Origin of the sequence: Pseudomonas sp. P8_229, from assembly GCF_034008635.1 — a bacterium.
Taxonomy (GTDB): Bacteria; Pseudomonadota; Gammaproteobacteria; order Pseudomonadales; family Pseudomonadaceae; genus Aquipseudomonas.
This window is the reverse complement of the sequence record NZ_CP125378.1, coordinates 1773824-1787917: the sequence shown is the minus strand read 5'-3', so window position 1 is coordinate 1787917 and position 14094 is coordinate 1773824. Positions and strand designations below refer to the sequence as shown.

General features: G+C 57.1%; 13 protein-coding genes and 1 pseudogene. 10 read left to right on the top strand and 4 right to left on the bottom strand.

Annotated elements, in window-relative coordinates; translation table 11 throughout:
• Positions 1–16: 16 nt before the first annotated feature.
• Both QMK55_RS08000 and norR read right to left on the bottom strand, forming a co-directional pair.
• Positions 17–919: a chemotaxis protein CheV gene (locus QMK55_RS08000; protein ID WP_102356610.1), complete on the bottom strand. Its 903-nt coding sequence runs from the start codon at positions 917–919 to the stop codon at positions 17–19.
• A 329-nt stretch (positions 920–1248) separates the two neighbouring features.
• A complete protein-coding gene (gene norR, locus QMK55_RS07995) occupies positions 1249–2808 on the bottom strand; it encodes a nitric oxide reductase transcriptional regulator NorR (protein WP_320329007.1) in 1560 nt (519 codons plus the stop codon).
• Positions 2809–2973: 165 nt separating this feature from the next.
• Between norR and hmpA the strand changes: the two genes are divergently transcribed.
• Positions 2974–4155: an NO-inducible flavohemoprotein gene (gene hmpA, locus QMK55_RS07990; protein WP_102357933.1), complete on the top strand. Its 1182-nt coding sequence runs from the start codon at positions 2974–2976 to the stop codon at positions 4153–4155.
• Between the two features lie 119 nt (positions 4156–4274).
• Here hmpA and QMK55_RS07985 read toward each other — a convergent pair whose 3' ends face one another.
• Positions 4275–5222, bottom strand: coding sequence for an IS110 family transposase (locus QMK55_RS07985; RefSeq protein WP_102359176.1), 948 nt, complete (start codon positions 5220–5222; stop codon positions 4275–4277).
• A 364-nt stretch (positions 5223–5586) separates the two neighbouring features.
• On the opposite strand from QMK55_RS07985, the gene QMK55_RS07980 reads away from it, so the two are divergent.
• The 9 genes and pseudogenes from QMK55_RS07980 to QMK55_RS07940 all read left to right on the top strand — a co-directional run bounded on the left by QMK55_RS07980 (position 5587) and on the right by QMK55_RS07940 (position 13226).
• Positions 5587–6096, top strand: a complete 510-nt coding sequence (locus tag QMK55_RS07980) for a disulfide bond formation protein B (RefSeq protein WP_102357931.1) — start codon at positions 5587–5589, stop codon at positions 6094–6096.
• Positions 6097–6921: 825 nt separating this feature from the next.
• Positions 6922–7863, top strand: a complete 942-nt coding sequence (gene cyoA / locus QMK55_RS07975) for a ubiquinol oxidase subunit II (RefSeq protein WP_025109263.1) — start codon at positions 6922–6924, stop codon at positions 7861–7863.
• Positions 7864–7866: 3 nt separating this feature from the next.
• Entirely contained in the window at positions 7867–9894 is a 2028-nt protein-coding gene (cyoB, locus tag QMK55_RS07970) for a cytochrome o ubiquinol oxidase subunit I (protein WP_025109262.1), read from the top strand.
• Between the two features lie 3 nt (positions 9895–9897).
• A complete protein-coding gene (gene cyoC / locus QMK55_RS07965) occupies positions 9898–10521 on the top strand; it encodes a cytochrome o ubiquinol oxidase subunit III (protein ID WP_003227982.1) in 624 nt (207 codons plus the stop codon).
• On the top strand, positions 10521–10856 hold the full coding sequence (cyoD, locus tag QMK55_RS07960) for a cytochrome o ubiquinol oxidase subunit IV (protein WP_025109261.1): 336 nt from the start codon (positions 10521–10523) through the stop codon (positions 10854–10856). The genes cyoC and cyoD overlap by 1 nt, the downstream gene beginning before the upstream one ends.
• Before the next feature lie 10 nt (positions 10857–10866).
• A complete protein-coding gene (gene cyoE, locus QMK55_RS07955; RefSeq protein WP_003227980.1) occupies positions 10867–11754 on the top strand; it encodes a heme o synthase in 888 nt (295 codons plus the stop codon).
• Between the two features lie 126 nt (positions 11755–11880).
• Positions 11881–12225: pseudogene (locus QMK55_RS07950) on the top strand (toxin).
• Positions 12222–12536: a helix-turn-helix domain-containing protein gene (locus QMK55_RS07945; RefSeq protein WP_025109259.1), complete on the top strand. Its 315-nt coding sequence runs from the start codon at positions 12222–12224 to the stop codon at positions 12534–12536. The pseudogene QMK55_RS07950 and the gene QMK55_RS07945 overlap by 4 nt, the downstream one beginning before the upstream one ends.
• 198 nt (positions 12537–12734) lie before the next feature.
• Complete coding sequence (locus QMK55_RS07940; protein ID WP_102357928.1) at positions 12735–13226, top strand: RidA family protein; 492 nt, start codon at positions 12735–12737, stop codon at positions 13224–13226.
• A gap of 69 nt (positions 13227–13295) precedes the next feature.
• Here QMK55_RS07940 and QMK55_RS07935 read toward each other — a convergent pair whose 3' ends face one another.
• Positions 13296–13997, bottom strand: coding sequence for a hypothetical protein (locus QMK55_RS07935; RefSeq protein WP_320329006.1), 702 nt, complete (start codon positions 13995–13997; stop codon positions 13296–13298).
• Positions 13998–14094: the final 97 nt, after the last annotated feature.

The window sequence follows — 14094 nt, the reverse complement described above, 5'->3', positions numbered from 1 at the left end:
ACGCCTCGACCAAGACTCAGTGCCCTTGCGCGGCGACGTGCTTTGCCGCTTCGATCAGGCGCTGGGTCAACTCTGGCGAAGAAAACTTGGTCAGCACCGCGTTCGCTCCGGCCAGACGTGCCTTCTCGCTGTTCATCGCGCTGTCGAGCGAGGTGTGCAGCAATACGTAGAGGTGGGAGAAATCCGGCGTCTCGCGCAGGGTGCGGGTGAAGGCGTAGCCGTCCATCTCGGACATTTCGATGTCGGAGACGATCAGGTTGATCTGTTGTGCGGTGCCTTGCAGATCGAGCAGGCAATCGATGGCTTCCTTGGCACTGCGCGCTGTGTGGCATTGCAGGCCGAGGTTGCGCAGGGTGTGTACCGATTGCTGCAGCGCCACCTGGCTGTCGTCGACCACCAGAATCCGCGCGTTGCCGAGGACGTCAGCGTCTTCCATGGTCAGGTCGGTCGGGGCCATTTCGATCTGTGCCGGGGCGATGCTGTGGATGACTTTTTCGATGTCGAGCACTTGCACCAGCGTGCCGTCGACGGAGGTCACGCCAGTGATGTAGGCGCGCGAGCCGCCGGAACCGAACGGCGGCGGTTTGATGTCGGTGGTCAGGCAATGGACGATTTTGCTTACCGCCTGGACGTGCAGACCCTGCTTGGAACGGCTGACGTCGGTAACGATCAGGCAGCCGCCGTTCGGGTCTTCCAGCGGACGTTCACCGATGGCGCGGCTGAGGTCGATGACAGACAAGGAGGCGCCGCGCAATGTGGCGATGCCTTTGACGTGTGGGTGCGACTCCGGCAGCTTGGTCAGCGGCGGGCAGGGGATGATTTCACTGACTTTCAGCAGGTTGATCGCCATCAGCTTGCCGCTGCGCAAGGTAAACAGCAGAAGCGAAAGTGAATCTGCGCGGGCTTTGGTGGAAGACATATGAACCTTCTGTGGAAAAAGGTGGTGGGCGAGGGTGGAAATCGCCAGAAACTATTGATGCCGGGTTATCGGCGTTAACGGGTGGGGCTTTAGGTCAGTTGTCGGGTGGGGTTTGGATTCAGAGTCTGCGGTCAGATCCAGAGCCCCTCACCCCAGCCCTCACTCCCGGAGGGAGAGGGGGCCGACCGAGGTGTCTGGCGTTTTACATCGACCTGAACGACCGAGTCGATTATGGATTCGGTAAAGCAGGTTCACGTCGGCGGACATCTCCAATATCCCCCAATCAGTCCCCTCTCCCAGTGGGAGAGGGCTAGGGTGAGGGTGTGCTTCTAGCCCTTCATACCCAACCGCTTGGCCATGCGGCCGAGGTTGGCTCTATCCAGCCCCAGTTCCCGCGCCGCGCTCGCCCAGTTATCCTGATTGCGTTCCAGCGCAGCACTGATCAAGCGGCGCTGATACTCCTCAGTGGCACTGCGCAAATCGCCGCCGATCAACGGTGCCGTCGCTACAACTTCGGCAGTCGGGGCGCTCGAGTTATCCACAACCTCACGGGGCAAATCCAGATCCGCCGCGCTCAGGCTGAGGATTTTCGGCCGCACTTTGCAGTTGCCCAATGCCTTCAGCGCACTGCGGCCGATCAAGTGTTCCAGTTCGCGCACGTTGCCCGGCCAAGTGTAGGCGAGCAGGGCTTCCTGGGCGTCGCTGTTCAGACGCAGGCTGTTGAGGCCCATGCGCGAGCGGTTCTGCTCGAGAAAAAAACCACTGAGCAACAACACGTCACGCCCGCGATCGCGCAGCGCCGGCACCTTTAGCGGGTACACGCTCAAGCGATGATAGAAGTCGGCACGATAGCGCCCGCTGCGCACTTCTTCCGCGAGGTCGCGGTTGGTCGCAGCGATCAGGCGCACATCGACCTGATGCTCCTTGTCCGAGCCCAGCCGCTGCAACTGGCCGCTCTGCAACACGCGCAGCAACTTGGCCTGCACGGTCAGCGACAACTCACCGACTTCATCGAGAAACAGGCTGCCACCATTGGCCAGCTCAAACTTGCCGCGACGGTCGCTGGTGGCGCCGGTGAAGGCGCCGCGCACGTGGCCGAACAATTCGCTTTCGACCAGGGTATCGGGGAGGGCGGCGCAGTTAAGGCTGATGATCGGTTTGTCGGCGCGCAGTGACGCGGCGTGGATTGCTTGCGCCACCAGCTCTTTGCCGACCCCGGTTTCACCGGTGATCAGCACCGTCAGATCGCTGCCGCCGACCAGATTGATTTCTTCCACCAGCTGTTTCAGCGCTTTGCTCTGGCCGATCATTTCGCGGTTCTGCTGGCCGCTGGCCTGACGGTAGACCTCGGCGCGCTGGTGCTCGTCTTCGGCACGCATGGCCAGGCGCTCGATGCGTTCGGCGGCGTTGACCGTGGCTGACGCAAGGCTGGCGAAGGCTTGCAGGGCATCGAGTTCGATCGGTTCGAAGCGCTCGGGATCAAGCGCGTCGAGGGTGATCAAGCCCCAGAGCTTTTCATCGACAAACAGAGGACAGCCGAGGCAGTCGTGGACTTCCAGATGTTCGTCGAGCCCATCGACCAAACCGTCATAAGGATCGGGCAAGTCGCTGTCGGCGGCGAAACGCGTTGGCCCGGCACCGGCCAGTAAAATATCGAAACGCGGGTGCTCGCTGACTTTAAAGCGACGACCGAGGGTGTCAGTGCTCAAGCCATCCACCGCCAGCGGCACCAGCGATTCACCGTCGAGGCGCAACAACGCGGCGGCATCGCACGGCAGCAGTGCGCGCATGGCCTCAAGCAAACGCCGATAGCGCTCGCCCTCGGGCAATTCGCGAGACAGGTCGGAGACTAAAGGCAGCAAAGCAGTCAGCAGGGATTTGGCAGTCATGGTCTTGTAGTCAAAGAGACAAGATGTAGTCGCGATGACTATAAAGCCCTTTGAGTCGATATGACTACGTAATTCTTAAGCTATTGATTTATATATATTAAAAAGTTGGCACGAAAGGTGATTAGCCTAAAGTAACTTTTTTAACAAAGCTCAGGAGTCACTCTTATGCTTAGCGTCCAGGATCGTGCCATCGTCAAATCCACCGTACCCCTGCTGGAAAGCGGCGGTGAGGCGCTGATCACGCACTTCTACCGCATGATGCTCTCTGAATACCCTGAAGTGCGCCCGTTGTTCAACCAGGCGCATCAAGCCAGCGGCGACCAGCCGCGCGCCCTCGCCAACGGGGTATTGATGTACGCCCGCCATATCGATCAGCTCGACCAGTTGGGTGATCTGGTGGCGAAGATCATCAACAAGCACGTGGCCCTGCAGATCCTCCCGGAGCACTACCCGATTGTCGGTACGTGCCTGCTGCGTGCCATCTCCGAAGTACTCGGCGAAGAGATCGCCACTCCCGAAGTGATGAGCGCCTGGGGCGCAGCTTACGGGCAACTGGCGGACATCCTGATCGGCGCCGAAACGGCTATCTATGACCAGAAGGAACACGCAGTCGGTGGCTGGCGCGGCGCGCGTGAATTCATCGTTGCGGCCAAGGTCGAGGAGAGCGCTGAAATCATCTCCTTCTACTTCGAACCTGCGGACAAAGGCCCGATCCTGGCGGCCGAGCCGGGTCAGTACATCGGCATGAAGCTGATCCTCGACGGCGAAGAAGTCCGCCGCAACTATTCGCTGTCGGCGCTGGCCAACAAAGGTCAGTACCGCATCAGCGTCAAGCGTGAACCGGGTGGCCGTGCGTCCAATCACTTGCACGATCAACTGCACGTCGGCGCGAGCATTCAGTTGTTCCCGCCATCGGGCGAGTTCACCTTGACCGCGAGCGACAAGCCGCTGGTGCTGATCAGCGGTGGCGTCGGCATCACCCCGACGCTGGCGATGCTTGAGGCGGCGCTGGAAACCGAGCGTCCGGTGCACTTTATCCACTGCGCGCGCAACGGCAGCGTCCATGCGTTCCGTGACTGGATCGATGGCTTGGCGGCACGTCACCCGCAGCTCAAGCGTTTCTACTGCTACGCCGAAGACGATGGCGTGAGTCCGGCGGCGGACAACGTCGGCATGTTGAGTCAGGAACTGCTCGGCGAATGGCTGCCGGAGCAGCGTGATGTCGACGCCTACTTCCTTGGGCCGAAAGGCTTCATGGGCGCGATCAAACGTCATCTGAAAGCGCTGGGTGTGCCGGAGCAGCAAAGCCGTTACGAGTTCTTTGGGCCGGCTGCTGCTTTGGAATGATCTGAAACCGAGTTGCCCCCTTCGCGAGCAAGCCCGCTCCCACAGTGGACTGATGTTGACCACAGAGTTTGTGTTCAGCTCGGTCAAATGTGGGAGATTCTATGGTTCATGCCTAGCCCCTAAACGGCTTTAGGTGAGTATTCGCTCTGGTTTTTCAACAGAGCAAATACCACCCGGGCAAGCTTGCGGGCTAGTGCGACCAGTGCTTGGGTAGTGCTCAATCCGCGCTCTCTTAAAGCCTCATAAAACCCTTTCCACGCCGAGGTCCGGCTCGCCGCCATTGCAGCGTTGTGCAGCAATCGACGTGCCTCTGAGTCGCCTCGTTTGGTCAGGCAGCGACGGCCTTTCTTTTTGCCTGAGTCCGATATGCGCAGATCCAGGCCTAGAAAGGCGATGAAAGCGTCGGCATTCCTGAAGTCCCCACGCTGAAAGGATGCGAGCAAGCGGGCGCCGGTCAACGTACCGATGCCTTCTACCTTCATGCAACGCTTGAGCTGAGCGCCTAAACCGGCTTCGTCTATCTGCGCCAGGATCGTTTTCTCCAGCAGGATTTCCAGTCTTTGCATGGCGTTTATCTGATTTTTGAAAGCGGTTTTGAGCAATGGCTCATTCTCCCAGCTCTGCTTGAGGCTGACACGAGCCTGGACCAGAGCCGCACGACGCCGGAAAAGACTGATGAGCCGGCAATACAAGGGCGACGGCGGTGTCCAAGGGCGTAAGTGGTCCCCTTCGTTTGTCAGATAACGGGCCAGTAATCGGGCATCCAGCGCATCAGTTTTGGCGCGAACGTTCACACCTTTGCGGTAATGGCTGAGCTCATAACCGCCAACCATATAGATCACGCAACCATCGGCATACGCCAGATCAGCAAATTCCTGGTGATAGATATTGGTGGCTTCGATGGCGATTGCCACTGGCTTGGCAGCGGTTTTGAGCCATTTCTTGATCGCCGCTTTGGTATTGGAGATTGTCTCGAGCTGATCTGATTCGGCGTGATAAATCACCAGTTCGTCCTTGGCGACATCAACCCCGATAATCGACTGAGTGGTAACGACGGGCATTGCCATGAGAAATCCTCCGGGCTAAGGTTTGAACGCTTGAAGGGTTCACCCAGAGGCGCAGGCTTGTTCCTATCGTCGGTCTAGGCCAGATGCATTCTTTATCGGCGCTTGGGTGAAAGGAGGAGGGGTGAAATCTCCCACGGTCTGTACTGCGCTAACAGTCAGAATCGAGCCTTGTCCCTCCTCCTCCCTTCAAGTCCTACCATACAAGCGGGCTTGCTCGCGAAGGCCGTTATGCGGTCTGAATTTGTGAAACATAATCCAAGGATTAATGAATCCTTAACCGCTTTATCGTTTATTCCCCCGGTGTAGACTTGCGACAACTTTCAGCCGTCGGCCGGCTGAACCATGGACATAAAAGGGAAACGCGATGAGCGAGGAAACAATTCGGTTGGGCCGTGAGCGGCGCTTTCTGGTGCTGTTGGGGATCATCTGTCTGGCGCTGATCGGTGGCGCGCTTTATATGCAAATCGTACTGGGCGAGGCGCCATGCCCGCTGTGCATCCTGCAGCGTTATGCATTGCTGCTGATCGCACTGTTCGCCTTTATAGGCGCGGCCATGCGCACCCGACGCAGCATCACCGTGTTCGAGGTGCTGGTGGTGATCTGCGCGATCGCCGGCGCCGGTGTTGCCGGCCACCACGTGTACACCCAGTTCTATCCGGCGGTGAGCTGCGGCATCGACGTGTTGCAGCCGATTGTCGATGGCCTGCCGCTGGCGAAAATCTTCCCGCTGGGCTTCCAGGTCGACGGTTTCTGCTCGACACCGTACCCGCCGATCCTCGGTCTCTCGCTGGCGCAATGGGCACTGGTGGCCTTCGTGCTGGTGGTGATCCTGGTGCCTCTGCTGACCTCGCGTAACCGAAAAGCACTGCGCTGAATCAACTCTTCGGCTGATTGGCCGATACAGAAAACGCCCCGATTTGCGGATCAGCCGATCGGGGCGTTTTGCATTTCAGAGCGTTTGTGAAATCACCGTGACGAACGGCAATGGAGAGTGCGACAGGTGTGCGACATGTTGTCACACGCGCCCTGTCGCAGGGCATTTCGGCGACACGGATCGCTGCGTTGTTACAAAAAAGGATTGGTCTGTTTCGGCATTTTTCTGGTTTTGCACACGTGTGCCAGATCAGACAGTTTTAACAAGCTCTGGCAGATGGCCAGAGGCCTTGGAATATCGGGCTTTGCGCCGATTCGGCGTTGGCAAAAAGCTGTCAGAGCTGTCTGAACTGAGGTGGATAGACCTACATTTTTTGGTGTTTTTGTTGAGAATTGATTTCGATACCATGCGGAACTTTTGCAAAAACGGTGATGGATTGTTGCTCTGAGCGATAAAAATTATTTCGGGATAAGACATGGTGTATAGGGCGCTACCTATCTACAATCGCCCGCACTGAATTCCCGGCACTGTTCAGCCTTTATTAAGGAGGCGAGCAGGAAGTCGGGTGTCGAGTGAGTCGAAAGGCTTTCAAGACACCCAGGTGTCGGTGCCTTCCAACTTTCCGCACCAAATGGAATTGGTCTGTAACAAGGCCTTTGACCACGAATTCGAATAAGAACTGACCGCCGTCCCAGGTTTTGTCGAGCGTCTGACGCGCGACGGGCGGCCCTTATTCAATCCAAAGAAAATGCCAACCCTTGGCAGGGTGAAGTGTTGGCGATCAAAACCCAACTGCATTGCGCAAGCTGCTTTAGAGGTCGTGAGATGAGTAAAAACAGGTACCCCAGATTACTAGGCCTAGTGCCGCTGCTCGGCACGTTGTTGCTGGGAGGCTGCAACATGACCCTGCTCAATCCAACGGGCCAGGTCGGCCTGGAACAGCGCAACCTGATCATCACCGCCACGCTGCTGATGCTGTTGGTCGTTGTGCCGGTTATCGTCATGACCTTCCTGTTCGCCTGGAAGTACCGCGCGTCCAACAAGGATGCCGTCTACACCCCGAAATGGTCGCACTCGACCAAAATCGAAGTGGCAGTCTGGACCATCCCGGTCCTGATCATCATTGCCCTGGGTTACATCACCTACATTTCGACCCACAAGCTGGATCCGTATCGTCCGATCGAGTCTGACGTCAAGCCAGTGACCATCGAAGTGGTCGCGCTGGACTGGAAGTGGCTGTTCATCTACCCGGAACAAGGCATTGCCACGGTCAACAAGATCGTGTTCCCGGCGCACACGCCAATCAACTTCAAGATCACCTCCGACGCCGTGATGAACTCGTTCTTCATCCCGGGCCTGGGCGGCCAGATCTACGCGATGGCGGGCATGCAGACCAAACTGCACCTGATCGCTGACCGCAACGCTGAAATGGACGGTATCTCAGCCAACTACAGCGGTGCCGGTTTCACCGGTATGAAATTCAAAGCGATCGCAACTTCTCAGGAAGATTTCGACGCCTGGGTAAGTGAAGTCAAGAAGTCACCTAAACAGCTTGATCAAGCTGAATACGCAGCCCTTGCCAAGCCGAGCCAGAACAACCCAGTCGAGCTCTACTCCTCGGTCACGCCGAACCAGTTCCAGATCATCGTCGACAAGTACGAAGGTATGAAGCCGGGCAAGCCGCTGAAGCACGAGAAGAAAGAGAAAGAAGTGGCGGCCACGGAAGTGGACTCGAGTTCGCATTCAGCTGCCGGTGCAGAGGAGTAAACGATGTTTGGTAAATTAAGTTGGGAAGCGATCCCGTTCCACGAACCGATTGTGATGATTACCATCTCCATGATCGCGCTCGGTGGTCTGGCGTTGTTCGCTGCAATCACCTACTTCAAGAAGTGGACTTACTTGTGGACCGAGTGGTTGACCTCGGTCGACCACAAGAAAATCGGCGTGATGTACATCATCGTCGCCATGGTCATGCTGCTGCGCGGTTTTGCCGACGCCATCATGATGCGTACCCAGTTGGCCATGGCCACCGAGGGTTCGCCTGGCTACCTGCCACCTGAACACTATGACCAGATCTTCACCGCTCACGGTGTGATCATGATCATCTTCATGGCGATGCCATTCTTCACCGGCCTGATGAACCTTGCAGTGCCGCTGCAGATCGGCGCGCGTGACGTTGCGTTCCCGTTCCTGAACTCCCTGAGCTTCTGGCTGCTGGTGTCCGGCGTAGTGCTGATCAACCTGTCCCTGGGCGTCGGCGAATTCGCCAAGACCGGTTGGGTTGCGTATCCACCGCTGTCGGGTCTGCAATACAGCCCTGGCGTGGGCATGGACTACTACATCTGGGCGCTACAGCTATCCGGGTTAGGTACGACGCTGACGGGGGTTAACTTCCTCGCGACCGTGCTGAAAATGCGTACCCCTGGCATGAAACTGATGGACATGCCGATCTTCACCTGGACCTGCACCTGGGCAAACGTTCTGATCGTGGCTTCGTTCCCGATCCTGACCGCTACCCTGGCACTGCTGACCCTTGACCGTTACATGGATTTCCACATTTTCACCAATGAACTTGGTGGCAATCCAATGATGTACGTCAACCTGTTCTGGGCGTGGGGCCACCCTGAGGTTTACATCCTGATCCTGCCGGCATTCGGCATCTTCTCGGAAGTGATCTCGGCATTCACCGGCAAGAAACTGTTCGGCCACCACTCGATGATCTACGCTTCGGGCGCGATCTCGGTACTGGGCTTCATGGTTTGGCTGCACCACTTCTTCACCATGGGGTCGGGTGCCAGCGTCAACGCCTTCTTCGGTCTGGCGACGATGCTGATTTCCATCCCGACGGGTGTGAAGCTATTCAACTGGCTGTTCACCATCTACCAGGGCCGTCTGCGCTTCACCAGCCAGGTTCTGTGGACCCTGGGCTTCATGGTGACCTTCGCCATCGGCGGCATGACCGGCGTACTGCTGGCCATTCCGGGTGCTGACTTCGTTCTGCACAACAGCCTGTTCGTGATTGCGCACTTCCACAACGTGATCATCGGCGGCGCGGTATTCGGCTACATCGCAGGTTTCGGCTTCTACTTCCCGAAAGCGTTCGGCTTCAAGCTGCACGAAGGCTGGGGTAAAGCAGCGTTCTGGTTCTGGATCTCGGGCTTCTTCGTTGCGTTCATGCCGCTCTATGCACTGGGCTTCATGGGCATGACCCGTCGTCTGAACGCCACCACCAACCCTGAGTGGGTACCGTACCTGTACGTTGCCATGTTCGGTGCGGTAATGATCGCTGCCGGTATCGCCTGCCAACTGATCCAGCTGTACGTCAGTGTGCGTGACCGCAAGAAGCCAGAGAACGTTTGCGATCACGGTGACCCGTGGAATGCACACACTCTGGAATGGTCGACCTCGTCGCCACCTCCGTTCTACAACTTCGCTGTGCTGCCTAAGGCTGACTGCATCGACCCGTTCACCGAAGCCAAGGAAAACGGTACCGCGTACCAGACTCCGGCCAAGTACGAGCCGATCCACATGCCGAACAACACCGCTACCGGTGTGGTAATGGGCGCACTGCTGACCGTCTTCGGTTTCGCGATGATCTGGCACATCTGGTGGTTGGCGATCGCCAGCCTGGCCGGCACTGTCATCTACTTCGTGATCCACGCCGCACGTGACGACCAGGGCTATATGGTTCCGGTTGAAACGATCGAGCGCATCGAAGCCGAGCAGCACAAGCGTCTGGTCGCAGCAGGGAAAATCCCGGCTGATGCCACCCGTGTAACCTCGTTGGAACAGGCTTAAACCATGTCGAACTTAGTGACCAATGTTGGACACGCCCATGGTGACCATGGGCACGATGACCATCACCACGACTCGGGCGAGATGACCGTATACGGTTTCTGGCTCTACCTGATGACCGACTGCATTCTGTTTGCGTCGATCTTCGCGGTGTACGCAGTACTGGTAAACAACGTCGCCGGTGGCCCGTCGGGCCACGACATCTTCGAACTGCCATACGTGCTGGGCGAAACCGCTCTGCTGTTGTTCAGTTCGATCACCTACGGCTTCGCCATGCTGGCGTTGTACAAAGGTAAAAAGCAGCAGGTCCTGGGCTGGTTGTTCATGACCTTCCTGCTCGGCGCAGGCTTCATCGCCATGGAGATCAACGAGTTCCACCTGCTGATCTCCGAGGGCTTCGGTCCTAGCCGTTCGGGCTTCCTGTCGGCGTTCTTCACCCTGGTCGGTACCCACGGTCTGCACGTATCCGCAGGTCTGATCTGGATGGGCATCATGATGTACCAGGTCAACAAGCACGGCCTGACGGCGACCAACAAGACCCGTCTGAGCTGCCTGAGCCTGTTCTGGCACTTCCTGGACGTGGTGTGGATCTGCGTATTCACCGTTGTTTACCTGATGGGGACTCTGTAATGGCTAATGCACACTCCCATGACAGCCATGATGCTGGCCACGGCAGCGTAAAGTCGTACGCCATTGGCTTCATCCTGTCGGTGATCCTGACCGTCATCCCGTTCGGCCTGGTGATGTTCCCGACCTTGCCTAAGTCGACCACGCTGGCAATCGTCCTGCTGTTCGCGGTAATTCAGGTGATCGTTCACCTGTACTACTTCCTGCACCTGGACCGCTCCGTGGCGCAGCGTAACAACGTGATCGCGTTTGTCTTTACGGCCATTGTGATCCTGCTGCTGGTTGGCCTGTCGCTGTGGATCATGTTCAGCATCCACACGTACATGATGGCGAAGTGAGGTAGACCCGATGTCGCTCAAGCACTTTATCCAAATCACCAAACCGGGGATCATTTTCGGTAACGTGCTTTCTGTGGCAGGCGGGTTCTTCCTGGCCTCGAAAGGGCATGTAGATCTGGCGGTGTTCCTGGCCGCCATGATCGGCACATCCCTGGTCGTGGCCTCCGGTTGCGTGTTCAACAATTGCATCGACCGCGACATCGACCTGAAGATGGAACGCACCAAGAACCGGGTGCTGGTGCAGGGCTTGATCTCCCTGAAACTGGCCCTGGTCTACGCGACCATCCTTGGTGTTCTCGGCGTTGCCTTGTTGTACAAGGTGGCCAACCCGTTGGCCGCCCTGTTCGCGGTAATCGGCTTCATCATCTACGTCGGCTTCTACAGCCTGTACCTCAAGCGCAAGTCGGTTCACGGCACGCTGGTGGGCAGTCTGTCGGGCGCCATGCCGCCAGTGATCGGTTACGTTGCCGTAACCAACAGCTTCGACATGGCCGCGCTGACCCTGCTGGTGATGTTCAGCCTGTGGCAGATGCCGCATTCCTACGCCATCGCGATCTTCCGCTTCAACGACTACCTGGCCGCATCGATTCCGGTGTTGCCAGTCAAGCGCGGAATCGAAGTGGCCAAGAAGCACATCCTGCTCTACATCCTGGCGTTCCTCGTGGCGACCTTGATGCTGACCTTCAGCGGTTACGCCGGCATGAGCTACCTCGCCGTTGCTGCGGCCATGGGCATGTACTGGTTGTACATGGCCTGGACCGGCTACAAGGCGGTGGATGACACGGTCTGGGCACGCAAGCTGTTCGTGTTCTCGATCTTCACCATCACTGCGTTGAGCGTCATGATGTCCCTGGACTTCAAGGTGCCGGCAGAGCTGCTGCTGACGTACGCGCCGTAAGGCTCAAAGGCTTGACGAAAAACCCCGCACATTGAGAGATGTGCGGGGTTTTTTGTTGATCGGATGTTTATCAAAATTCGAATTTGTTGATAGTCTGGCTATAGGCAATTTGCCTATATTTTGCCAATGCGAACCGTATTTTTTGAAACCACAATATTTACTGCGAGCGTTGGTCGTTATCTGACGGACGATGAGTATCGGGAGTTGCAGAGCTATCTGCAGTGCAATTCAGTGGCGGGCGACGTAATGCCGCGAACGGGTGGCTTCCGAAAATTACGCTGGTCTGATACCCGACGTGGCAAAGGCCGACAAGGCGGCTTGCGGGTTATTTACTATTGGCTTATGAATGATCGTCAGTTTTGAATGTTTGCGATTTATGACAAAGATGAGCTTGAGAATCTGTCCGCCGAGCAAGAGAAGGCGCTCAAAAAAGCCATTGAAATAGAGTTGAAAAAACGAGGTACCCCATGAAAAAGCGCGACCTGTTTGCGGAATTGATGCAGGGCGTTGAAGAGATGGCCGCCCATCGCGAAGGTAAAATTACGTTGCGCAATACGGTCGTCGAGGACAAGCCGGTTCCCGAGGTTGGTGCTAAAGAGATCGTTGCACTGCGTGAAAAATTGCACATGTCACAAGCGGTATTTGCAAAGCGAATCAGGACCAGCCCGAGCACATTGAGAAATTGGGAACAGGAAAAGTCAAAGCCCAATGCTCAGGCGGCACTGCTGATCCGCTTGGTGGAGAAATTCCCTGATATGGTTGAGCGGTTAGGCGCTGTTTAGATTGTTCGTTGATATACATCCTTAAGCCCCGCGATTCTAAAGAGTCGCGGGGCTTGTCGTTCAGGGCGACAGGTTGCGATATTGCCGCAAACCTCCTAGATTTGGATCCAACCTTCAGTGATAGCGCCATGCTATTCCCTCGGCGCTCAACTGTTCTACTCCGCGATACTTCATGCATCGATCAAAAGGCTGGGCGAAATGACTGAGAGGATGACCTGCGACGAGCGTTTTATTGCCCTGGCCCAAGAGCTGAACTACGACATTTATGGCGAGAACACCGCCGGCGGCAATTACGCGCCGCTGATCCGTCATCATGATGAGCTGTACATCAGCGGCATGGTGCCACGGGTCAATGGCAGGATTCTGTATCCCGGTCGGGTAGGGCTGGAGTTGACGCTCAAGGATGCGCAGGCCGCCGCGAGCATCAGTGCGATGCGCTGCCTGGCGCTGATTGTCGATGCGGTGGGTTCGCTGGACAAGATCAAGGCGTTGTTGCGGGTCACCGTTTATGTGAAGTCGACGCCGGACTTCGTTGACCTGAGCGAAGTGGCCAACGGTGCGTCAGATGTATTCAGTCATGTGCTTGGCGATGCCGGTCGGCACACGCGCACTACGGTCGGTGTGTATCAGTTGCCGAAGAATGCGGCGATTGAGGTCGACATGATCGTCGCATTGCATTCGGGTGCATAACCCTCGAAAGCCGGACAACAAAAAGCCCCGCCTGAATCTCAGTGCGGGGCTTTTTTGTCTGCGTCGGGCTTACTGCGCGGCGATGCTGTAGCCATCGAACGCGGTCTGCTGTTGCAGGGCGGTGATGATGTTCTTGCGGTTGATCGCGTGTTCGGTGCCGGCATTGTCGAGGAAGGTTTCGCCTTCCAGCTCCGCTTCTTCGCCTTCACCGACGAAGGTGAAACCGAGGAACTCCAGCGCTGCACGGTCAACGTTCAGACGCGAGCGTGGTGTACGCATTGGCAGGGTCACGCTGCTGCCGTCTTTGCTGATGGTGAAGATTTCGACTTCTTTCTTCTTGGCTGCCTTGCTCTTGCCGCCGCTCGGGTTGCTGATCGCCTGATGGGTCTGGTTCAGCACTTTGAGGGCCAGGCCGTAGACGATTTCCTGGAACGCCGGATCGTCCTTGAAACTGGACAGGATGCGGCCGATCGAGAACTTGCTGCTGAGGTCTTCCAGCGCGGCAATGTCGGCAGCTTCGGCGTCTTTCAGCGCCTTGAGTTCACCCATCAGCTCGTAGGCCTTGTCGTCATCGAAGCGGTCGTGAGCTTGACGGATCGCCGCGCGCAGCTCGCGGATCTGGTCGCTTTCGCGGGTCGACTGGAAGGCGTCCAGCACCATCTCGCTGATGATTTTGGCTTGTGGAAGGTGTTGTGAAAGATTGATGGAGTTTTCGTATTCCGCTTTGGACGATTCGGTGACTACGGATTCAGCGGTGTTGAAATCGGACATTGAAATTTCACTACTTTTTTAACTTGAGTTGAGATGAGAAAGCGCGAGGTCTTTTTCAGGCCGGTTAATTTAGGGGAGCGCGGCGGTGTTGTCACGG